Origin of the sequence: Citrobacter sp. 50677481 (assembly GCF_001463265.1) — a bacterium.
Classification (GTDB): Bacteria; Pseudomonadota; Gammaproteobacteria; order Enterobacterales; family Enterobacteriaceae; genus Citrobacter_A; species Citrobacter_A sedlakii.
In genome coordinates, this window is sequence record NZ_LNHZ01000001.1 from 348,373 (window position 1) to 367,532 (window position 19,160).

The 19,160-nt window shown below is 53.3% G+C and carries 18 protein-coding genes and 1 pseudogene; 13 read left to right on the top strand and 6 right to left on the bottom strand.

Annotation, left to right across the window (positions count from 1 at the left end; translation table 11 throughout):
- Positions 1-174: 174 nt before the first annotated feature.
- Together tig and bolA are read right to left on the bottom strand one after the other, a co-directional pair.
- Positions 175-1,473 carry a trigger factor gene (tig, locus tag APU02_RS01815; RefSeq protein ID WP_042285910.1) on the bottom strand — a complete coding sequence of 433 codons (1,299 nt, stop codon included), beginning with the start codon at positions 1,471-1,473 and terminating at the stop codon, positions 175-177.
- A gap of 340 nt (positions 1,474-1,813) precedes the next feature.
- Positions 1,814-2,131 carry a transcriptional regulator BolA gene (bolA, locus tag APU02_RS01820; protein ID WP_042324511.1) on the bottom strand — a complete coding sequence of 106 codons (318 nt, stop codon included), beginning with the start codon at positions 2,129-2,131 and terminating at the stop codon, positions 1,814-1,816.
- Positions 2,132-2,436: 305 nt separating this feature from the next.
- Here bolA and APU02_RS01825 point away from each other — a divergent pair, with 305 nt between their 5' ends.
- The 7 genes from APU02_RS01825 (at position 2,437) to cyoE (ending at position 9,791) form a co-directional block, all read left to right on the top strand.
- On the top strand, positions 2,437-3,015 hold the full coding sequence (locus tag APU02_RS01825; protein WP_042285918.1) for a lipoprotein: 579 nt from the start codon (positions 2,437-2,439) through the stop codon (positions 3,013-3,015).
- 47 nt (positions 3,016-3,062) lie between these two features.
- Positions 3,063-4,538, top strand: coding sequence for a muropeptide MFS transporter AmpG (gene ampG, locus APU02_RS01830; RefSeq protein WP_060569057.1), 1,476 nt, complete (start codon positions 3,063-3,065; stop codon positions 4,536-4,538).
- Positions 4,539-4,997: 459 nt separating this feature from the next.
- Entirely contained in the window at positions 4,998-5,945 is a 948-nt protein-coding gene (cyoA, locus tag APU02_RS01835) for a cytochrome o ubiquinol oxidase subunit II (protein WP_042285924.1), read from the top strand.
- A gap of 19 nt (positions 5,946-5,964) precedes the next feature.
- Positions 5,965-7,956 carry a cytochrome o ubiquinol oxidase subunit I gene (gene cyoB, locus APU02_RS01840; RefSeq protein WP_042285926.1) on the top strand — a complete coding sequence of 664 codons (1,992 nt, stop codon included), beginning with the start codon at positions 5,965-5,967 and terminating at the stop codon, positions 7,954-7,956.
- Complete coding sequence (locus APU02_RS01845) at positions 7,946-8,560, top strand: cytochrome o ubiquinol oxidase subunit III (RefSeq protein WP_042285929.1); 615 nt, start codon at positions 7,946-7,948, stop codon at positions 8,558-8,560. Before cyoB ends, APU02_RS01845 begins: the two co-directional genes overlap by 11 nt.
- Complete coding sequence (locus APU02_RS01850; RefSeq protein WP_012904838.1) at positions 8,560-8,889, top strand: cytochrome o ubiquinol oxidase subunit IV; 330 nt, start codon at positions 8,560-8,562, stop codon at positions 8,887-8,889. The genes APU02_RS01845 and APU02_RS01850 overlap by 1 nt, the downstream gene beginning before the upstream one ends.
- 11 nt (positions 8,890-8,900) lie before the next feature.
- Positions 8,901-9,791: a heme o synthase gene (gene cyoE, locus APU02_RS01855; protein ID WP_082636756.1), complete on the top strand. Its 891-nt coding sequence runs from the start codon at positions 8,901-8,903 to the stop codon at positions 9,789-9,791.
- 94 nt (positions 9,792-9,885) lie between these two features.
- Here cyoE and APU02_RS01860 read toward each other — a convergent pair whose 3' ends face one another.
- Together APU02_RS01860 and tssD are read right to left on the bottom strand one after the other, a co-directional pair.
- Positions 9,886-10,209 (bottom strand): DUF1493 family protein, encoded by a 324-nt coding sequence (locus tag APU02_RS01860; protein WP_060569058.1) that lies wholly within the window; start codon positions 10,207-10,209, stop codon positions 9,886-9,888.
- A 163-nt stretch (positions 10,210-10,372) separates the two neighbouring features.
- Positions 10,373-10,652, bottom strand: a pseudogene (gene tssD / locus APU02_RS24785) (type VI secretion system tube protein TssD); the annotation flags it as partial.
- 190 nt (positions 10,653-10,842) lie between these two features.
- On the opposite strand from tssD, the gene APU02_RS01865 reads away from it, so the two are divergent.
- Positions 10,843-12,207, top strand: a complete 1,365-nt coding sequence (locus APU02_RS01865) for an MFS transporter (protein WP_060569059.1) — start codon at positions 10,843-10,845, stop codon at positions 12,205-12,207.
- 46 nt (positions 12,208-12,253) lie between these two features.
- On the opposite strand, the gene APU02_RS01870 is transcribed toward APU02_RS01865, so the two are convergent.
- The gene (locus APU02_RS01870; RefSeq protein ID WP_042285941.1) at positions 12,254-12,745 is read right to left on the bottom strand and encodes a YajQ family cyclic di-GMP-binding protein; all 492 of its coding nucleotides are present in this window, start codon (positions 12,743-12,745) and stop codon (positions 12,254-12,256) included.
- Between the two features lie 124 nt (positions 12,746-12,869).
- Here APU02_RS01870 and panE point away from each other — a divergent pair, with 124 nt between their 5' ends.
- Positions 12,870-13,781 carry a 2-dehydropantoate 2-reductase gene (panE, locus tag APU02_RS01875; RefSeq protein WP_042285943.1) on the top strand — a complete coding sequence of 304 codons (912 nt, stop codon included), beginning with the start codon at positions 12,870-12,872 and terminating at the stop codon, positions 13,779-13,781.
- Positions 13,744-14,334: a protein deglycase YajL gene (gene yajL, locus APU02_RS01880; protein WP_042285945.1), complete on the top strand. Its 591-nt coding sequence runs from the start codon at positions 13,744-13,746 to the stop codon at positions 14,332-14,334. The genes panE and yajL overlap by 38 nt, the downstream gene beginning before the upstream one ends.
- Positions 14,335-14,427: 93 nt before the next feature.
- Here the strand turns inward: yajL and thiI are convergent, their stop codons facing one another.
- Positions 14,428-15,876 (bottom strand): tRNA uracil 4-sulfurtransferase ThiI, encoded by a 1,449-nt coding sequence (thiI, locus tag APU02_RS01885; RefSeq protein ID WP_060569060.1) that lies wholly within the window; start codon positions 15,874-15,876, stop codon positions 14,428-14,430.
- A 208-nt stretch (positions 15,877-16,084) separates the two neighbouring features.
- On the opposite strand from thiI, the gene xseB reads away from it, so the two are divergent.
- From xseB to dxs, 3 genes are read left to right on the top strand one after another with little or no spacing between them, the layout of a single operon-like run.
- A complete protein-coding gene (xseB, locus tag APU02_RS01890; RefSeq protein ID WP_042285949.1) occupies positions 16,085-16,327 on the top strand; it encodes an exodeoxyribonuclease VII small subunit in 243 nt (80 codons plus the stop codon).
- The gene (ispA, locus tag APU02_RS01895) at positions 16,328-17,227 is read left to right on the top strand and encodes a (2E,6E)-farnesyl diphosphate synthase (protein ID WP_042285951.1); all 900 of its coding nucleotides are present in this window, start codon (positions 16,328-16,330) and stop codon (positions 17,225-17,227) included.
- 23 nt (positions 17,228-17,250) lie between these two features.
- Positions 17,251-19,113, top strand: coding sequence for a 1-deoxy-D-xylulose-5-phosphate synthase (gene dxs, locus APU02_RS01900; protein WP_042285953.1), 1,863 nt, complete (start codon positions 17,251-17,253; stop codon positions 19,111-19,113).
- Positions 19,114-19,160 lie beyond the last annotated feature (47 nt).

Genomic DNA, 19,160 nt, shown 5'->3' on the forward strand with positions numbered 1-19,160 from the left:
AGTCCCTCTGTTATGGGTACGGCATCGCTATAATTCAAGCATAACAATCTTTTGCTTTAACGCTAACACCGAAAAACGCTTTTTCGCCCTCTCGCTGCAAAAGGTCCGGCAAAAAAAAGACCCGCCACCAGAGGGTGACGGGTCCTTGTGCGAATGTCACGCGATAGCGCGAAATTACGCCTGCTGGTTCATCAGCTCGTTGAACGTTGTGGCTTTTTCAGTCACTTTCGCTTTCGCCAGAACGGCTTCAACAGCCTGCTCTTCCAGCGCAACGTTACGCATGTTGTCCATCAGCTCTTTGTTTTTGCTGTAGAACTCGATCACTTCTTTCGGATCTTCGTACGCAGAAGCCATCTCTTCGATCAGGCCTTTTACGCGCTCTTCGTCAGCTTTCAGCTCGTTGGTGCGAATCACTTCACCCAGCAGCAGGCCAACAACGACGCGGCGTTTAGCCTGTTCTTCGAACAGTTCGCGCGGCAGTTCCAGCGCTTGTTTCTCGTTGCCGCCGAAACGCTGAGCAGCCTGGCGACGCAGTACGTCGATTTCGCTGTCGATCAAAGCGGAAGGAACGTCAATGTCGTTCGCTTTCACCAAACCTTCGATGGCCTGAGATTTAACGCGGTTACGTACAGCCCCTTTCAGTTCGCGCTCCATGTTCTTGCGCACTTCGGTACGCAGACCAGCAACGGAACCATCTTCAACGCCGAAACGCTTGATGAATTCTTCAGTCAGTTCCGGCAGCTCGCGCTCTTCCACTTTCTTCAGGTTAATCGCGAACTTCGCGGCTTTACCTTTCAGGTTTTCAGCGTGGTATTCTTCCGGGAAGGTGACGTCAATGGTGAATTCTTCACCGGCTTTGTGACCTTTGATACCGTCTTCAAAGCCCGGGATCATACGTCCCTGGCCCATTGCCAGGACGAAGTCAGACGCTTTTCCGCCTTCGAATTCTTCGCCGTCTACAGAACCGGTGAAGTCGATGGTCACGCGATCTTCTGCATCAGCAGCGCCGTCTTTGTCTTTCCAGGTCGCCTGCTGCTTGCGCAGGGTGTCCAGCATGACGTCAACGTCAGCGTCGGTCACTTCAACCACCGGTTTTTCAACTTCGATAGCATCCAGACCCGTCAGTTCAACTTCCGGATAGACTTCAAATTCTACAGAATAGGTGAAGTCTTCACCCAGCTTGTATTCGCCCGGAACGTAGTTCGGCGCACCAGCCGGATTGATTTTTTCTTTGATGATCGCATCAACGAAGTTGCGGCTCATCAGGTCGCCCAGAACATCCTGGCGAACAGACGCGCCATAACGCTGAGCAACAACATTCATAGGTACTTTGCCTTTACGGAAGCCGTCAATACGTACTTTCTTCGCTACGTTGACCAGCTCGCTTTTCACAGCGGTCTCGATGCTGTCAGCAGCGATAGTAATCGTTACACGGCGGCCAAGGCCTTGAGTGGTTTCAACTGAAACTTGCATCTTGTTACCTCAAAAAATCACAGTGCTCGGTCAACTCTACTCCGCAAGCACAGATTATTGGCTTCGCGGAACCGGGATGTTCTCATAATCAATCACATTCCCTGTCGTCAGAATCATCCCGAAGACATTCAAATAGACGCGGCATTATAGCGGCATCACTTTTATGAGTCGAGAACGGTGATTGCGCGTTGCTGCGGCTTTTTTCACAATTCCCGGCTAATTTTGGTCTGAAAACCGTCAAACCAGAACAAAATTCAGACAAAATAAAACGGCCCGCAGGCCGTTTTCACACAATCATTAGCAACATACTGGAAAAGCGTCAGCGGTTGCAAATACGTTTTCAGGCGATGCTTCCTGCTCCACGGCATGGCGGTGACGCAAAAATCGTATCCTGCAACCCTTCCCATTCCTTAATGGTGTAGGTGTGCAGCGCCAGCGCGTGGACCGTCGTGGACAGTTCAGCCGTTAATGTGCCGTAGATCATCCGATGACGATTTAAAAACCGTTCGCCTGTGAAGCGATCGCTAACCAGAACCACTTTAAAGTGGCTTTCGGAACCTGCCGGGACATTGTGACGATAACTCTCATCCACAACTTCGAGGAACACGGGTTGGAACGCTGCCCTTAATTTTTCTTCTATTTGCTCACGTATCATCATGAAAGATCTCCTCAAACCACGCTGAGATGTCACCCATCCCTTTAAATATTAGCCGCTTTTACCGGTTCCATTACACCATTACAACAAATATTTAGCCTTCGTCTGATTTTCAGCGTCAAACTCGTGAAGTTTACTGATTTATACATTCCGAAGATTGCAAAAAGCCGAAGTTTGTTCTCCATGCAGTCATAAAACGGACAACGCGATGAATTTACATGCGTTACCCACTTCCCCTCGCCGTTAGCGGTGTTATGATGGCGGGAATTTTTCACTTTCTCTGCTGAAGATTTACTGAGAGTCCGAACATGTTAAAAAAAATCCTCTTTCCGTTAGTCGCTATCTTTATGCTGGCAGGCTGCGCGACGCCGCCGACCACCATCGACGTGTCCCCGAAAATGACCCTGCCTCAGCAGGATCCAAGCCTGATGGGCGTGACCGTCAGTATTAACGGCGCTGACCAGCGTACGGATCAGGCGCTGGCGAAAGTCACCCGCGACAACCAGCTCGTCACCCTGACCGCCTCCCGCGATCTGCGCTTCCTGTTACAAGAAGTGCTGGAAAAACAGATGACCGCGCGCGGATATATGGTGGGTCCGAACGGTGCGGTTAACCTGCAAATCATTGTTAATCAGCTGTACGCCGACGTCTCCCAGGGCAACGTCCGCTATAACATCGCCACCAAAGCCGATATCGCCATCATCGCCACCGCGGCAAACGGCAACAAGATGACGAAAAACTATCGTGCCAGCTACTCCGTTGAAGGCGCTTTCACGGCGACCAACAAAAATATCGCTAACGCGGTTAACAGCGTGCTGACCGACACCATCGCGGATATGTCTCAGGACACCAGCGTCCACGACTTCATCAAGCAAAACGCACGTTAATATCTGCATCCTGACCCGGCCTCACGCCGGGTCAGTTTTCTGAGCCCATGTCCAGTCACTACTTACGTATTTTTCAGCAACCAAAATCAGCGATTTTGCTGATGCTAGGGTTCGCCTCCGGCTTACCGCTCGCGCTGACGTCCGGCACGCTTCAGGCGTGGATGACTGTCGAGAATATCGATCTTAAAACCATCGGTTTTTTCTCGCTTGTCGGTCAGGCTTACGTCTTTAAATTTCTCTGGTCGCCGGTCATGGACCGCTACACGCCGCCTTTTTTGGGCCGCCGTCGCGGTTGGCTGCTGACCACCCAGAGCCTGCTTTTGATCTCCATCGCGGCGATGGGTTTCCTTGAGCCTGGCAGCCAGTTGCGCTGGATGGCGGCCCTCGCGGTCGTCATCGCCTTCTGTTCCGCCTCGCAGGACATTGTTTTCGACGCGTGGAAAACAGACGTCTTAGCCGCGGAAGAACGCGGCGCGGGTGCGGCGATCAGCGTGTTGGGGTATCGGTTGGGGATGTTAGTTTCGGGCGGACTTGCGCTGTGGATGGCCGACCGCTGGCTTGGCTGGCAGGGTATGTACTGGCTGATGGCGGCGCTGCTTATTCCCTGCATTATCTCAACGCTGCTGGCGCCGGAGCCAACCGACGCCATTCCGGTGCCCAAAACCCTTGAACAGGCCGTCGCCGCCCCACTGCGCGACTTTTTTGGCCGTAACAACGCCTGGCTGATTTTGCTGCTCATCATCCTTTATAAACTCGGCGACGCGTTTGCCATGAGCCTGACGACGACCTTTTTGATTCGCGGCGTCGGATTTGACGCCGGTGAAGTGGGCGTGGTGAACAAAACGCTGGGGTTACTGGCGACCATCGTCGGCGCGCTGTACGGCGGCATATTAATGCAGCGACTGACCCTGTTCCGCGCGTTGCTGATCTTCGGCATCCTGCAAGGGGTTTCTAACGCGGGATACTGGCTGCTGTCGGTCACTGATAAGCACATGTTCAGCATGGCAACGGCAGTATTCTTCGAAAACCTGTGCGGGGGGATGGGGACATCCGCGTTTGTCGCCTTGTTGATGACGCTGTGTAATAAGTCCTTTTCCGCCACCCAATTTGCGCTTCTTTCCGCGCTTTCTGCTGTGGGTCGCGTGTATGTCGGCCCGGTTGCAGGTTGGTTTGTTGAAGCGCACGGCTGGTCGACTTTTTATCTCTTCTCCGTTGTCGCTGCGCTACCCGGTCTGCTTCTGCTGCTGATATGCAAACAAACGCTGGAGTACACGCGAGAGAGCGAAAGCTTCCTGCCGCGTACGGAATTCCGTTCTGCTTACCGTCTGGCGCTGAAAATACTGATGGCGGGTTGCGCGATGTTGGGCGTCTGGCTGTTACTGCTGACGATGAATGCGCTGAACTTGTCCAACTTCACCTTCCTCGCTGGGCTACTGGAAGTGGCGGTGATCGTGGCAATCATTGGCGTTGTCGTGGGCGGCGTGCTGGATTATCTGGCGCTGCGCAAAACCCGTCTGGTGTAAGTGGCAGACATTATTTAGCCGTTGTAATCACCCTGCGCGATTATAACGGTTAAATAATCAACACTTGAGAAAAATATTATTTGTTGTTTTGTGCGCAATAGAAACTGGAAATTATTGACGCCTTTAATGTATTTTATTTTCCTTACTCGATTCAGCCTGAGCGCATTTATTTTTTGTATTTTGTTTGTCTCTTTTTTGATAATTAATTGTTAACCAATTGTTTTATTTTTGCATTGGTTATACCAATTGCCCTCCCGCCCCTTCCTCTTAGTCCCCTTTCGTTATAACGCGATGTTGCAACAGGTTCTTAATGCTATACTGACATATCTTGCAACATATGTGACACGTGCGGCAGAACCCGGTAACACAGATCCAATGATGTTTACAGTAATGTAACCTTCCCGTAAAATGCCCACACACTTTAAACGCCACCAGGTCCCGTGGAATTGAGGTCGTTAAATGAGACTCAGGAAATACAATAAAAGTTTGGGATGGTTGTCATTAATTGCAGGCACTGCATTACTCAGTGGCTGTAATTCTGCGCTGTTAGATCCCAAAGGACAGATTGGACTGGAGCAACGTTCACTGATACTGACGGCCTTTGGCCTGATGTTGATTGTCGTTATCCCTGCAATCTTGATGGCAATTGGTTTCGCCTGGAAGTATCGTGCGAGCAATAAAGATGCGAAGTACAGCCCGAACTGGTCACACTCCAATAAAGTGGAAGCTGTGGTCTGGACGGTGCCGATTCTGATCATCATTTTCCTTGCGGTACTTACCTGGAAAACCACTCACTCTCTTGAGCCAAGCAAACCGCTGGTGCATGACGAGAAGCCTATTACCATCGAAGTGGTTTCCATGGACTGGAAATGGTTCTTCATCTACCCGGAACAGGGCATTGCTACCGTGAATGAAATCGCCTTCCCGGCGAACACTCCGGTTTACTTCAAAGTGACCTCCAACTCCGTGATGAACTCCTTCTTTATTCCGCGTCTGGGTAGCCAGATTTATGCCATGGCCGGTATGCAGACTCGTCTGCACCTGATCGCCAACGAAGCCGGTACCTATGACGGTATCTCCGCCAGCTATAGCGGTCCAGGCTTCTCCGGTATGAAGTTTAAAGCTATCGCCACACCAGACCGCGCCGCATTCGACCAATGGGTTGCTAAAGCGAAACAATCTCCGAACACCATGAGCGACATGGCTGCGTTCGAGAAAGTGGCTGCGCCAAGCGAATACAACCAGGTGGAATATTTCTCCAACGTGAAACCGGATTTGTTTAAAGACGTCATTAACAAATTTATGGCTCACGGCAAGAGCATGGACATGACCCAACCGGAAGGTGAGCACAGCTCGCACGAAGGGATGGAAGGCATGGACATGAGCCACGCGGAAGCCGCTCACTAAGGGGCCGAGGAAGAAAACGATGTTCGGAAAATTATCACTGGATGCAGTCCCGTACCATGAACCCATTATCATGGTCACGATTGCTGGCATTATCATCGGTGGTCTGGCCTTACTGGGCTTAATCACTTACTTCGGTAAGTGGACCTACCTGTGGAAAGAGTGGCTAACGTCAGTTGACCACAAACGTCTTGGCATCATGTATGTCATCGTCGCTATCGTAATGTTACTGCGTGGCTTTGCCGACGCCATCATGATGCGTAGCCAACAGGCGCTGGCCTCGGCGGGCGAAGCGGGTTTCCTGCCGCCGCACCACTACGACCAGATCTTTACGGCTCACGGCGTGATCATGATCTTCTTCGTGGCCATGCCATTCGTTATCGGTCTGATGAACCTGGTGGTTCCCCTGCAGATCGGCGCGCGTGACGTTGCGTTCCCGTTCCTCAACAACCTGAGCTTCTGGTTCACCGTTGTTGGCGTGATCCTGGTTAACCTTTCTCTGGGCGTTGGTGAATTCGCACAGACCGGTTGGCTGGCCTATCCGCCGCTTTCGGGAATAGAGTACAGTCCAAGCGTCGGGGTCGATTACTGGATATGGGCGCTGCAGCTCTCCGGTATTGGGACAACGTTAACCGGTATCAACTTCTTCGTGACCATTCTGAAGATGCGTGCGCCGGGCATGACGATGTTCAAGATGCCGGTATTTACCTGGGCTTCGCTGTGCGCCAACGTGCTGATTATCGCCTCGTTCCCTATTCTGACAGTGACCATCGCGCTGCTGACCCTGGATCGCTATCTGGGCACCCATTTCTTCACCAATGATATGGGCGGCAACATGATGATGTACATCAACCTGATTTGGGCCTGGGGCCATCCGGAAGTGTACATTTTGATCCTGCCGGTGTTTGGGGTGTTCTCCGAGATCGCCGCGACATTCTCCCGTAAACGTCTGTTTGGTTACACCTCGCTGGTGTGGGCGACAGTGTGTATTACCGTTCTGTCGTTCATCGTTTGGCTGCACCACTTCTTTACTATGGGTGCAGGCGCGAACGTCAACGCCTTCTTCGGTATTACCACCATGATTATCGCCATCCCGACCGGGGTGAAGATCTTCAACTGGCTGTTCACCATGTATCAGGGCCGTATCGTCTTCCATTCAGCGATGCTGTGGACGATTGGCTTTATCGTGACCTTCTCGGTCGGCGGTATGACCGGTGTTCTGCTGGCGGTACCGGGCGCGGACTTCGTTCTGCATAACAGTCTGTTCCTGATTGCGCACTTCCATAACGTCATCATCGGCGGCGTGGTCTTCGGGTGCTTCGCCGGTATGACCTACTGGTGGCCGAAAGCGTTTGGCTTCAAGCTGAACGAAACCTGGGGTAAACGCGCGTTCTGGTTCTGGATCATCGGTTTCTTCGTGGCGTTCATGCCGCTGTACGTGCTGGGCTTCATGGGGATGACCCGTCGTCTCAGCCAGCAGATCGATCCGCAGTTCCACCCGATGCTGATGGTTGCGGCTGTCGGTGCGGCGCTGATTGCGATTGGTATTCTGTGCCTCGTTATTCAGATTTACGTTTCTATCCGCGACCGCGAGCAGAACCGTGACCTGACCGGTGACCCGTGGGGTGGCCGTACGCTGGAGTGGGCAACCTCTTCTCCGCCTCCGTTCTATAACTTTGCCGTTGTGCCGCACGTTCACGAGCGTGACGCCTTCTGGGAAATGAAAGAAAAAGGCGAAGCGTACAAACAGCCTGCGCAGTATGAAGAAATTCATATGCCGAAAAACAGCGGCGCGGGCATTGTGATTGCCGCCTTCGCAACCCTCTTCGGGTTCGCCATGATCTGGCATATCTGGTGGCTGGCAATCGCAAGCTTCGCAGGCATGATCATCAGCTGGATTGTGAAGAGCTTTGACGAGGACGTGGATTACTACGTACCAGTCCGTGAAGTCGAAAAACTGGAAAACCAGCATTTCGATGAGATTTCTAAGGCAGGGCTGAAAAATGGCAACTGATACTTTAACGCACGCGACTGCCCACGCGCACGATCACGGGCACCACGACGCAGGTCAGAACAAAATCTTCGGATTCTGGATCTACCTGATGAGCGACTGCATTCTGTTCTCGATTCTGTTCGCAACCTATGCCGTTCTGGTGAACGGCACCGCGGGTGGCCCGACGGGTAAGGACATTTTCGAACTGCCGTTCGTTCTGGTTGAAACTTTCCTGCTGTTATTCAGCTCCATCACCTACGGCATGGCGGCGATCGCCATGCACAAGAACAACAAGAGCCAGGTGGTTTCCTGGCTGGCGTTGACCTTCTTGTTTGGCGCCGGGTTCATCGGGATGGAAATCTATGAATTCCATCACCTGATTGTTAACGGTATGGGTCCGGATCGCAGCGGTTTCCTGTCGGCGTTCTTTGCGCTGGTCGGTACCCACGGCCTGCACGTAACCTCTGGACTGATCTGGATGGCGGTGCTGATGGTGCAAATCGCCCGTCGCGGCCTGACCAGTACTAACCGTACCCGCATTATGTGCCTGAGCCTGTTCTGGCACTTCCTGGATGTGGTGTGGATCTGCGTGTTCACTGTTGTTTATCTGATGGGGGCGATGTAATGAGTCATTCTAACGATCACGGCGGCGCGTCCCATGGCAGCGTAAAGACCTACATGACAGGCTTTATCCTGTCGATCATCCTGACGGTGATCCCGTTCTGGATGGTGATGACGGGGGCGGCTTCTCCAGGCGTTATTCTGGGGACAATCCTGGCAATGGCAGTGGTGCAGATTTTAGTGCATCTGGTGTGCTTCCTGCACATGAACACGAAGTCTGATGAAGGCTGGAACATGACGGCTTTTGTCTTTACCGTGCTGATCATCGCCATCCTGGTTGTCGGTTCCATCTGGATCATGTGGAACCTCAACTACAACATGATGATGCACTAAGAGCGGCGGTTATGATGTTTAAGCAATACCTGCAAGTAACGAAACCAGGCATCATCTTTGGCAACCTGATCTCGGTGATCGGGGGGTTCCTGCTGGCCTCCAAGGGCAGCATTGATTATCCCCTGTTTATCTACACGTTGGTTGGGGTGTCACTGGTTGTGGCGTCGGGTTGTGTATTTAACAACTACATCGACAGGGATATCGACAGGAAGATGGAAAGGACCAAAAACCGGGTGCTGGTTAAGGGCCTGATTTCTCCTGCTGTCTCGCTGGTGTACGCCACCCTGCTGGGTATTGCTGGCTTCATGCTGCTGTGGTTTGGCGCGAATCCTCTGGCCTGCTGGCTGGGCGTGATGGGCTTTGTGGTCTATGTAGGCGTCTACAGCCTGTATATGAAGCGCCATTCAGTTTACGGTACGCTGATTGGTTCTCTCTCCGGCGCTGCGCCGCCGGTGATTGGCTACTGCGCCGTGACCGGCGATTTCGACAGCGGCGCGCTGATTCTGCTGGCGATTTTTAGCCTGTGGCAGATGCCGCACTCGTATGCCATCGCCATTTTCCGCTTTAAGGATTATCAGGCGGCAAACATCCCGGTTCTGCCGGTAGTGAAAGGCATTTCGGTGGCGAAAAATCACATTACGCTGTACATCATCGCCTTTGCGATCGCCACGCTGATGCTCTCACTGGGCGGTTACGCCGGGTATAAATACCTGGTGGTCGCGGCGGCGGTGAGCGTCTGGTGGTTAGGAATGGCGCTGCGCGGCTATAAAGTGGAAGACGATCGCGTCTGGGCGCGCAAGCTGTTCGGCTTTTCGATCATCGCCATTACCGCGCTTAGCGTAATGATGTCCGTCGACTTTATGGTGCCGGATTCGCACAGCCTGCTGACTTACGTCTGGTAAGACAGCCTTGCGCTAACTCACGTTGAAAAGGGTGCTTCGGCACCCTTTTTTAGTGGTCGGCTTGTATTCCTGATGGCGCTTCACTTATCAAAGGTCAATCATAAAGCCATTTTCCCACTTTTGCTGACTCAATAATCATCTCTACGGTAAGTGGTTTCAGCTCTCTCTCTGGAGGCTCCTTTTTCCAGAAGGGATATTCTGTGACAATATAATTACTTCCATCAAAGTTTGAACACTCGATACCAAAATGTTCAAATAAATCAGCTAAAAAATCATAGGCATCCTCTGGTAAAAACTCAAAATCATCCGTTAAATTCCATTCTTTCGTCACTTGCTTCAGACCAGGCCTAAACCAATGCTCCCTGACAGGATACTTCTCCATAATGTATTCAATAACTTCAGCCTCGAAGTTTCTCATTAGAAGGATGTCCACTGTATACGATCTTTAGGTCTCGCTATGAGGTTGTATTGACTACGGGTATTTCTTGTCACAACAAACAACATCACCAGAAGTTGCGCATGACCGACAAAAGGAATCCACCGGCCAATGAAGGTCGCGATTTGATTTGTGGGAACCATTTTCAACTTTGCCGATCATTCCAGGCATCACTGTAGATAATATTTCCATCACAGTGCTTCCAGGTGATTTTCTCGTAGCGCAACTTATTGTCTCAAGGTGATTGTTGTTCTGGTCTTCAGGCGCCGCCATCGTGGGATAAACTGAAACATGCGCACACCTTCAAGCAGCATGTTGAAATACTCCACCTCCATCCCGGCATCATTAGTCTTATACCAGCGTATCTCGGCAGATTTTAAACTCTGCCCTTTCGCGACGGCCTTGTATAAATACGGGCTGGAATAGCCATTTTCTTTCTCTCCTTCATCTCCATGATGAGATTCGGAAAAAAGAATACTTTTGCAATTATGAAAAGTAAATTAGTTACACAAGTAACAAACCCTTTTATGTCTCTTCACAATTCTACATATCGTAGTGGTTTACCCTGTTACCTCGCCGCTTTACACTAGGCGCGACATTAAGACAGAGGTGGGAATGAACGATTATAAAATGACGCCGGGCGAGTTGCGCGCCACCTGGGGTTTAGGGACCGTGTTTTCATTGCGCATGCTTGGCATGTTTATGGTCCTGCCGGTTCTGACCACATACGGCATGGCATTACAGGGCGCCAGTGAAGCGTTGATTGGTATCGCGATTGGTATTTACGGCCTCGCGCAGGCGATATTTCAAATTCCGTTTGGACTGCTTTCCGACCGTGTTGGCCGTAAACCACTCATTGTCGGCGGGTTGGCCATCTTTGTTTTAGGCAGCATTATCGCCGCCCTCTCCCACTCCATCTGGGGGATTATTTTAGGGCGGGCGCTTCAGGGCTCCGGAGCGATCGCCGCCGCCGTGATGGCGTTGCTGTCCGATCTCACCCGCGAACAAAACCGCACCAAGGCGATGGCGTTTATCGGCGTCAGCTTTGGCATCACCTTCGCTATCGCCATGGTGCTTGGCCCGATAATCACCCACGCGCTGGGGCTGAACGCCCTGTTCTGGATGATCGCTGTTCTCGCCACTACCGGTATTGTGTTGACAATCTGGGTCGTGCCAAACAGCACTACCCATGTGCTAAACCGCGAGTCCGGCATGGTGAAAGGCAGCTTCCGGAAAGTGCTGGCTGAACCTAAACTGTTGAAACTTAACTTCGGTATTATGTGTCTGCACATTCTGCTGATGTCGACTTTTGTCGCCTTACCCGGTCAACTCGCAGACGCCGGGTTGCCTGCCGCCGGGCACTGGAAAGTCTATCTGGTCACGATGCTGATCTCTTTTGCCTCCGTGGTGCCCTTTATTATTTACGCCGAAGTGAAGCGCAAAATGAAGCGGGTATTCCTGCTCTGCGTGGCGTTGATTGTGATTGCGGAGATCGTACTGTGGGGCGCGGGAAATCATTTCTGGGAGCTGATTATTGGCGTCCAGATTTTCTTCCTTGCCTTTAATCTGATGGAAGCCCTTCTGCCTTCGCTCATCAGTAAAGAGTCACCAGCGGGCTATAAAGGCACAGCGATGGGCGTCTATTCCACCAGCCAGTTCCTCGGCGTGGCGATTGGCGGCTCGCTGGGCGGTTGGGTCGACGGCATGTTCGATGGACAAACCGTTTTCCTCGTCGGCGCGCTGTTAGCCGTTGTCTGGCTGGCGGTCGCCAGCACAATGAAAGAACCGCCTTATGTCAGTAGCCTGCGGGTAGAAATCCCGTCCGATATCGCCGCCGATGACACATTAAAGCAGCATCTGTTGGCAACAGATGGCGTGAGTGAGGTGCTGATCGCGGAAAATGAGCATTCTGCGTATGTTAAGATCGACAGTAAAGTGACGAACCGTTTTGAGGTTGAGCAGGCTATCAGGCTAGCCTGATGGTTGCCGGATGGGGGTTATCGCCGATCCCATCCGGCATAAACGCTTAATCGCGGAAGTTTTTGAACTGGAACGGCTGACCTAAATCCCCGCCACGCACCAGCGCCATAACGGACTGAAGATCGTCGCGGGATTTACCGGTTACGCGAATTTCATCACCCTGAATCTGCGCCTGCACCTTCAGCTTGCTGTCTTTGATCAGCTTAACGATTTTTTTCTGCACCGCGCTTTCAATACCCTGCTTCAGCTTCGCTTCCACAAACCAGGTTTTGCCGCTGTGCACAAACTCTTCCGGCACATCCAGCGAAGCCCCTTCAATGCCGCGTTTCAGCAGTTTGGCACGCAAAATGTCCAGCAACTGGTTCACCTGGAAGTCGGACTCACTCAGCACTTTGATGGTTTTATTCGCGTCGTTCAGCTCAATACTGGCCTCTACGCCGCGAAAATCGAAACGCGACTCGACTTCACGAACCGCGTTATCTACGCCGTTACGCGCTTCCTGCAGATCAACCTCGGAAACAATATCGAAAGATGGCATCTTTTCTTCTCCCTTCATTTTCGTTGCGTTGCATAATACCTGCAACGAGGCTTAACGAGAAGCTTAGCTGATGGCGCTATACTTAGGCCATAACACCTGGCGCAGTTGCAGGTGAGGAGGAACAATGAAAGTAACAGTGCTTGGATGCGGCGCCCTGGGTCAACTCTGGCTTACAGCGTTGTGCAAACAGGGACATGACGTTCAGGGTTGGCTGCGTATTCCCCAGCCCTATTGCAGTGTGAATGTGATCGAGACCGACGGTTCGATTTTTAACGAATCTCTGACGGCGAACGACCCGGAGTTTCTTGCCGACAGCGATCTGCTGCTGGTTACCCTGAAAGCCTGGCAGGTTTCCGACGCCGTAAAAGCGTTGGCAGCCATGTTACCCGTCAGTACGCCTGTTCTGTTGATTCACAACGGTATGGGTACCATTGAGGAGCTGAAATCGCTCCGCCAGCCGCTGCTGATGGGCACCACCACCCACGCGGCGCGTCGCGATGGCAACGTCATCATCCACGTTGCCAGCGGCACCACGCATATTGGTCCAGCCCGGGAGCAGGATGGCGACTACAGTTATCTTGCGGATACATTGCAATGCGCGCTGCCTGACGTCGCCTGGCACAACACGATTCGCGCGGAGCTGTGGCGGAAGCTGGCGGTAAATTGCGTGATCAATCCGCTCACCGCGTTGTGGAACTGCCCAAACGGCGAGCTTCGCCATCATTCCGACGAGGTCGCGTTGATTTGTCGGGAAGTCGCGGCGGTGATTGAACGGGAAGGTCATCATACGTCAGAAGACGATTTACGCTATTATGTCGAACAAGTCATTGAGAGTACGGCAGAAAACATATCTTCCATGTTGCAGGATATCCGGGCGATGCGGCATACCGAAATTGATTACATCACCGGTTATCTGCTGAAACGCGCCCGGGCGCACGGCATCACTGTGCCGGAAAATAGCCGCCTGTTTGAATTAGTGAAACGAAAGGAGAGTGAGTATGAGCGCATCGGCACTGGTCTGCCTCGCCCCTGGTAGTGAAGAGACCGAAGCGGTCACTACCATCGACCTGTTAGTGCGTGGCGGTATTGACGTCACCACGGCGAGCGTCGCCAGCGATGGCAATCTCACGATTGTGTGTTCCCGTGGCGTTAAACTGCTGGCAGACGCGCCGCTGGTTGAAGTCGCCGACGGCGATTATGATGCGATCGTTTTACCCGGCGGCATTAAGGGTGCGGAATGCTTTCGCGACAGTCCGCTGCTGGTGGAAACGGTCAAACAGTTCCACCGCTCTGGGCGCATTGTCGCCGCTATTTGCGCGGCCGCTGCGACCGTGCTGGTTCCACATGATATTTTCCCCATCGGCAATATGACCGGCTTTCCGGCACTGAAAGATAACATCCCCGCCGAACAGTGGCAGGACAAGCGCGTCGTATGGGACGCACGTGTGAAGCTGTTAACCAGCCAGGGGCCGGGGACCGCCATCGACTTTGGGTTGAAAATTATTGATCTGCTGGTTGGACGTGAAAAAGCCCACGAAGTGGCGTCACAACTGGTGCTGGCGGCGGGCATTTACAACTATTACGAGTAAGCGGGTAAAAGCCGGGTGGCAGTTGTGCCTTACCCGGCCTAATAAGTGATCTGTATTATCGACCCGGTAAGCACTGCGCCACCGGGCAATCAATTACGGACGGTAAACCTTCACGTTCTCAAAGCCCTGCTCGCGCAGATAAAGCGCCTGCAGACGGCTCATCACGCCGCGCTCGCACCACAGCAGCCAGGTTTTGCTCTGATCGAGATCGCCGAATTTGGTGCTCAGCTTGTAGAACGGCAGGGAAACCACATCCACGCCTTCCACCTTCAGCGGTTTGTCGTCCTGCTCATCGATGGAGCGGATATCGAGGATCGCGTCGTTCGGGCCGAAGCCGCTGACGGTCTCCACTTCAACCACCTCCTGCTCGGTCTGTTGGGCGATCTCGCGGATATCGACGTTGCTGGCTTCCGCCACCACGTTATCAAGAATGCTGAAATCGAAGTTCTCTTCTTCCGCTTCAATTTTCGCCTTGATGGCTTTCACCGTCGGACTTTTTGAGATCACGCCGCAGTATTCCGGCATCGTGCGGGCGAAATCTTCGGTACCAATTTCGCGGGCGATATTGATGATGTGCTCTTTGTCGTATGCGATCAACGGACGAAGAATCAGGGTATCAGAGACATTATCAATCAAACGCAGGTTGGTCAGCGTCTGACTGGATACCTGCCCCAGCGCTTCGCCCGTCACCAGCGCCTGCACACCATACCGCTCCGCCACTTTCGACGCTGCGCGCACCATCATGCGCTTAAGCACGACGCCCATCTGGCCATCGTCGACCTTTTCGAGGATCTCACCGACCACCGGCTCAAAGTTAATGGCGACAAAGCGGACGCGGTGCGAACTGCCGTAACGGTTCCACAGGTAATGCGCCACCTGGCGAACACCGATTTCATGCGCCGCGCCGCCAAGATTAAAGAAGCAGTAATGTACGCGGCAGCCGCGACGCATCAACATGTAACTGGAAACGCCAGAGTCAAAACCGCCTGAAATCAGCGACAGCACGTCTTCCTGGGTACCGATCGGGAAACCGCCAATCCCTTCATAGCGACCTTTGATGATCAGCAGACGGTCATCTTCAACTTCAAGATGCACCGTTACATCCGGGTTGGTCAGCTTCACGCGCGCAGATTCAATATGCTGATTTAATCCGCCGCCCACGTAACGTTCCACTTCGATGGAGCTAAACGCATGCTTACCGCGACGCTTCACACGTACGCAGAAGGTTTTGCCTTCCAGACGGTCGCGGTACTCCACCAGCGCTTTCTCGAAGATATCGTGCAGGTCGGTGAACGGCACATCTTCCACTTCAAGGATATGGTGGATACCCGGAATGCGGGTCAGCGCCTCGCGAATCATCAGGCGCTGGCTTTCATCCTTAGCGCGAACTTCGATGTTATCCCAGTGGCGAACGACAGCAAGGGTCTCATCATAGTGCTTTAAAACGTTACGAATGTTCCCGGTCAGAATTTTTATAAAGCGCAAACGCACAGATTGGCTTTTGATAGTGATTTCCGGGAACAATTTAATGATAAACTTCATGGCGGCAATGGTTCTTAAGCAAGCCATCAAAGGCTTGTATTGGAGAATAGTACAGCAGCCCAAACATGAAGCTGCATCCAGGCGCGGGAGTATACCATCAACCGGCCCGTCCTGTGCACATCCCCTTACCATTGTGCGTTATTTGCTTATCAGTGCGAGTCCGTTACCATAGTCTTGTGCTGCCATTACTGAGAGTCAGACATTCATTATGCCGAAGAAAAACGAGGCGCCCGTCAGCTTTGAAACATCGCTGAACGAGCTGGAGCAAATTGTAACCCGTCTGGAAAGCGGCGATCTGCCGCTTGACGAGGCGCTGAACGAATTTGAACGTGGCGTGCAGCTGGCGCGTCAGGGCCAGGTTAAGCTGCAGCAGGCTGAACAGCGCGTGCAGATCCTGCTGTCTGACAACGAAGACGCAGAGACGACGCCTTTTACACCGGATAACGCGTAAATGGATTTTACCCAGCAGCTACAGGCTTGCGTGGAGCAGGCCAATCAGGCGCTAAACCGTTTTATCGCTCCACTGCCCTTTCAGAACACTCCCGTGGTCGAAACCATGTTGTATGGCGCATTATTAGGGGGTAAACGCCTGCGCCCGTTTTTGGTTTACGCCACCGGCCAGATGTTTGGCGTCAGCAAGGGTACGCTGGACGCCCCGGCCGCCGCCGTTGAGTGTATTCACGCCTATTCACTCATTCATGACGATTTACCGGCGATGGATGACGACGATTTGCGCCGCGGCCTGCCGACCTGCCACGTCAAATTTGGCGAAGCGAACGCCATTCTCGCTGGCGACGCCCTGCAAACGCTGGCGTTTTCCATCATCAGCGACGCGCCGATGCCGGAAGTGAGCGACCGCGATCGCATCGCGATGATTTCCGAACTGGCGAACGCCAGTGGGATCGCGGGGATGTGCGGCGGTCAGGCGCTCGATCTGGACGCTGAAGGTAAGCAGGTGCCGCTGGACGCGCTGGAGAAAATCCACCGCCATAAAACCGGCGCATTGATCCGCGCCGCAGTGCGCCTGGGCGCGTTAAGCGCGGGCGAAAAAGGGCGAAACGCCCTGCCGATACTCGACAAATACGCAGAAAGTATCGGCCTGGCCTTCCAGGTTCAGGATGACATTCTGGATGTGGTGGGCGATACTGCAACGTTGGGTAAACGCCAGGGTGCCGACCAGCAGCTTGGCAAAAGTACCTATCCTGCACTTCTGGGTCTTGAGCAAGCCCGGAATAAAGCCCGGGATTTAATCGAAGAGGCCCGTCAGTCATTAAACCAGCTGGCCGTTCAGTCTCTCGATACCTCGGCACTGGAAGCGCTAGCGGACTACATAATCCAGCGTGATAAATAAACAACCAATCCTATGGGCTTGCGATGAGTTTTGATATAGCCAAATACCCTACCCTGGCACTGGTCGACTCCACCCAGGAGTTACGCCTTTTACCCAAAGAGAGTCTGCCGAAACTCTGCGACGAACTGCGCCGCTATCTTCTCGACAGCGTCAGTCGTTCCAGCGGACACTTCGCCTCCGGGCTGGGCACGGTGGAACTCACCGTGGCGCTGCATTATGTCTATAACACGCCGTTTGACCAGCTTATCTGGGACGTGGGCCATCAGGCTTATCCGCACAAAATTCTCACGGGTCGCCGCGATAAAATCGGCACCATCCGCCAGAAAGGCGGCCTGCACCCATTCCCATGGCGCGGCGAGAGCGAATACGACGTCCTGAGCGTCGGTCACTCTTCGACGTCTATCAGCGCAGGAATTGGCATTGCCGTCGCCGCCGAAAAAGAGGGAAAAGATCGCCGCACCGTGTGCGTGATTGGCGACGGTGCGATCACCGCCGGTATGGCGTTTGAAGCAATGAACCACGCGGGCGATATCAAGCCGGACATGCTGGTGATCCTCAACGATAACGAAATGTCGATTTCCGAAAACGTCGGCGCGCTCAATAATCACCTGGCGCAGCTGCTTTCCGGCAAGCTCTACTCCTCGTTGCGTGAAGGCGGCAAGAAGGTCTTTTCTGGCGTACCGCCGATTAAAGAACTCCTGAAGCGCACAGAAGAACATATCAAAGGCATGGTGGTGCCGGGCACGCTGTTTGAAGAGCTGGGCTTTAACTATATCGGCCCTGTGGATGGTCACGACGTACTGGGACTTATCACGACGCTCAAGAATATGCGCGATTTGAAAGGTCCGCAGTTTCTGCACATCATGACCAAAAAAGGGCGTGGCTATGAGCCTGCCGAAAAAGATCCGATCACGTTCCATGCGGTGCCGAAATTCGATCCCTCCAGCGGCTGCCTGCCGAAAAGCAGCGGCGGCCTGCCGAGCTATTCGAAAATCTTTGGCGACTGGCTGTGCGAAACCGCAGCGAAAGACAGCAAGCTCATGGCGATCACCCCGGCCATGCGCGAAGGTTCCGGCATGGTCGAATTTTCGCGTAAATTCCCGGATCGCTATTTTGACGTCGCGATCGCCGAACAACATGCGGTAACCTTTGCCGCCGGTCTGGCGATTGGCGGCTACAAGCCGGTGGTGGCGATTTACTCCACCTTCCTGCAACGCGCCTACGATCAGGTTATTCATGACGTGGCGATCCAGAAGTTGCCGGTGATGTTTGCCATTGACCGCGCCGGGATTGTCGGCGCCGACGGGCAGACCCACCAGGGGGCGTTCGATCTCTCGTATCTGCGCTGCCTGCCGGATATGGTTATCATGACCCCCAGCGATGAAAACGAATGCCGCCAGATGCTGTTTACCGGCTATCACTACAGCGAAGGCCCGACCGCGGTCCGCTACCCGCGCGGCAACGCGCTGGGCGTTGAACTGACGCCGCTGGAGAAGCTGCCTATCGGCAAAGGCGTGGTGAAACGTCACGGTGAAAAACTGGCCATCCTGAACTTTGGTACGCTGATGCCGGAAGCGGCAAAGGCCGCGGAATCGCTTAACGCAACCCTGGTGGATATGCGTTTTGTGAAGCCGCTGGACGACGCGCTGATTCTGGAAATGGCTGCCCAGCACGACGTGTTGGTGACGCTGGAGGAAAACGCCATTATGGGCGGCGCGGGCAGCGGCGTGAACGAGGTGCTGATGGCGCATCGTAAGCCGGTGCCAGTGCTGAACATCGGCCTGCCGGACTTCTTTATCCCGCAGGGCACTCAGGATGAGGCGCGCGCCGAACTGGGGCTTGATGCCGCTGGCATTGAAGCCAAAATCAAGGCCTGGCTGGCATAATCGTCTATTTGCTCCTGCTATGCTTATCTCATTATCAGCATAACAGG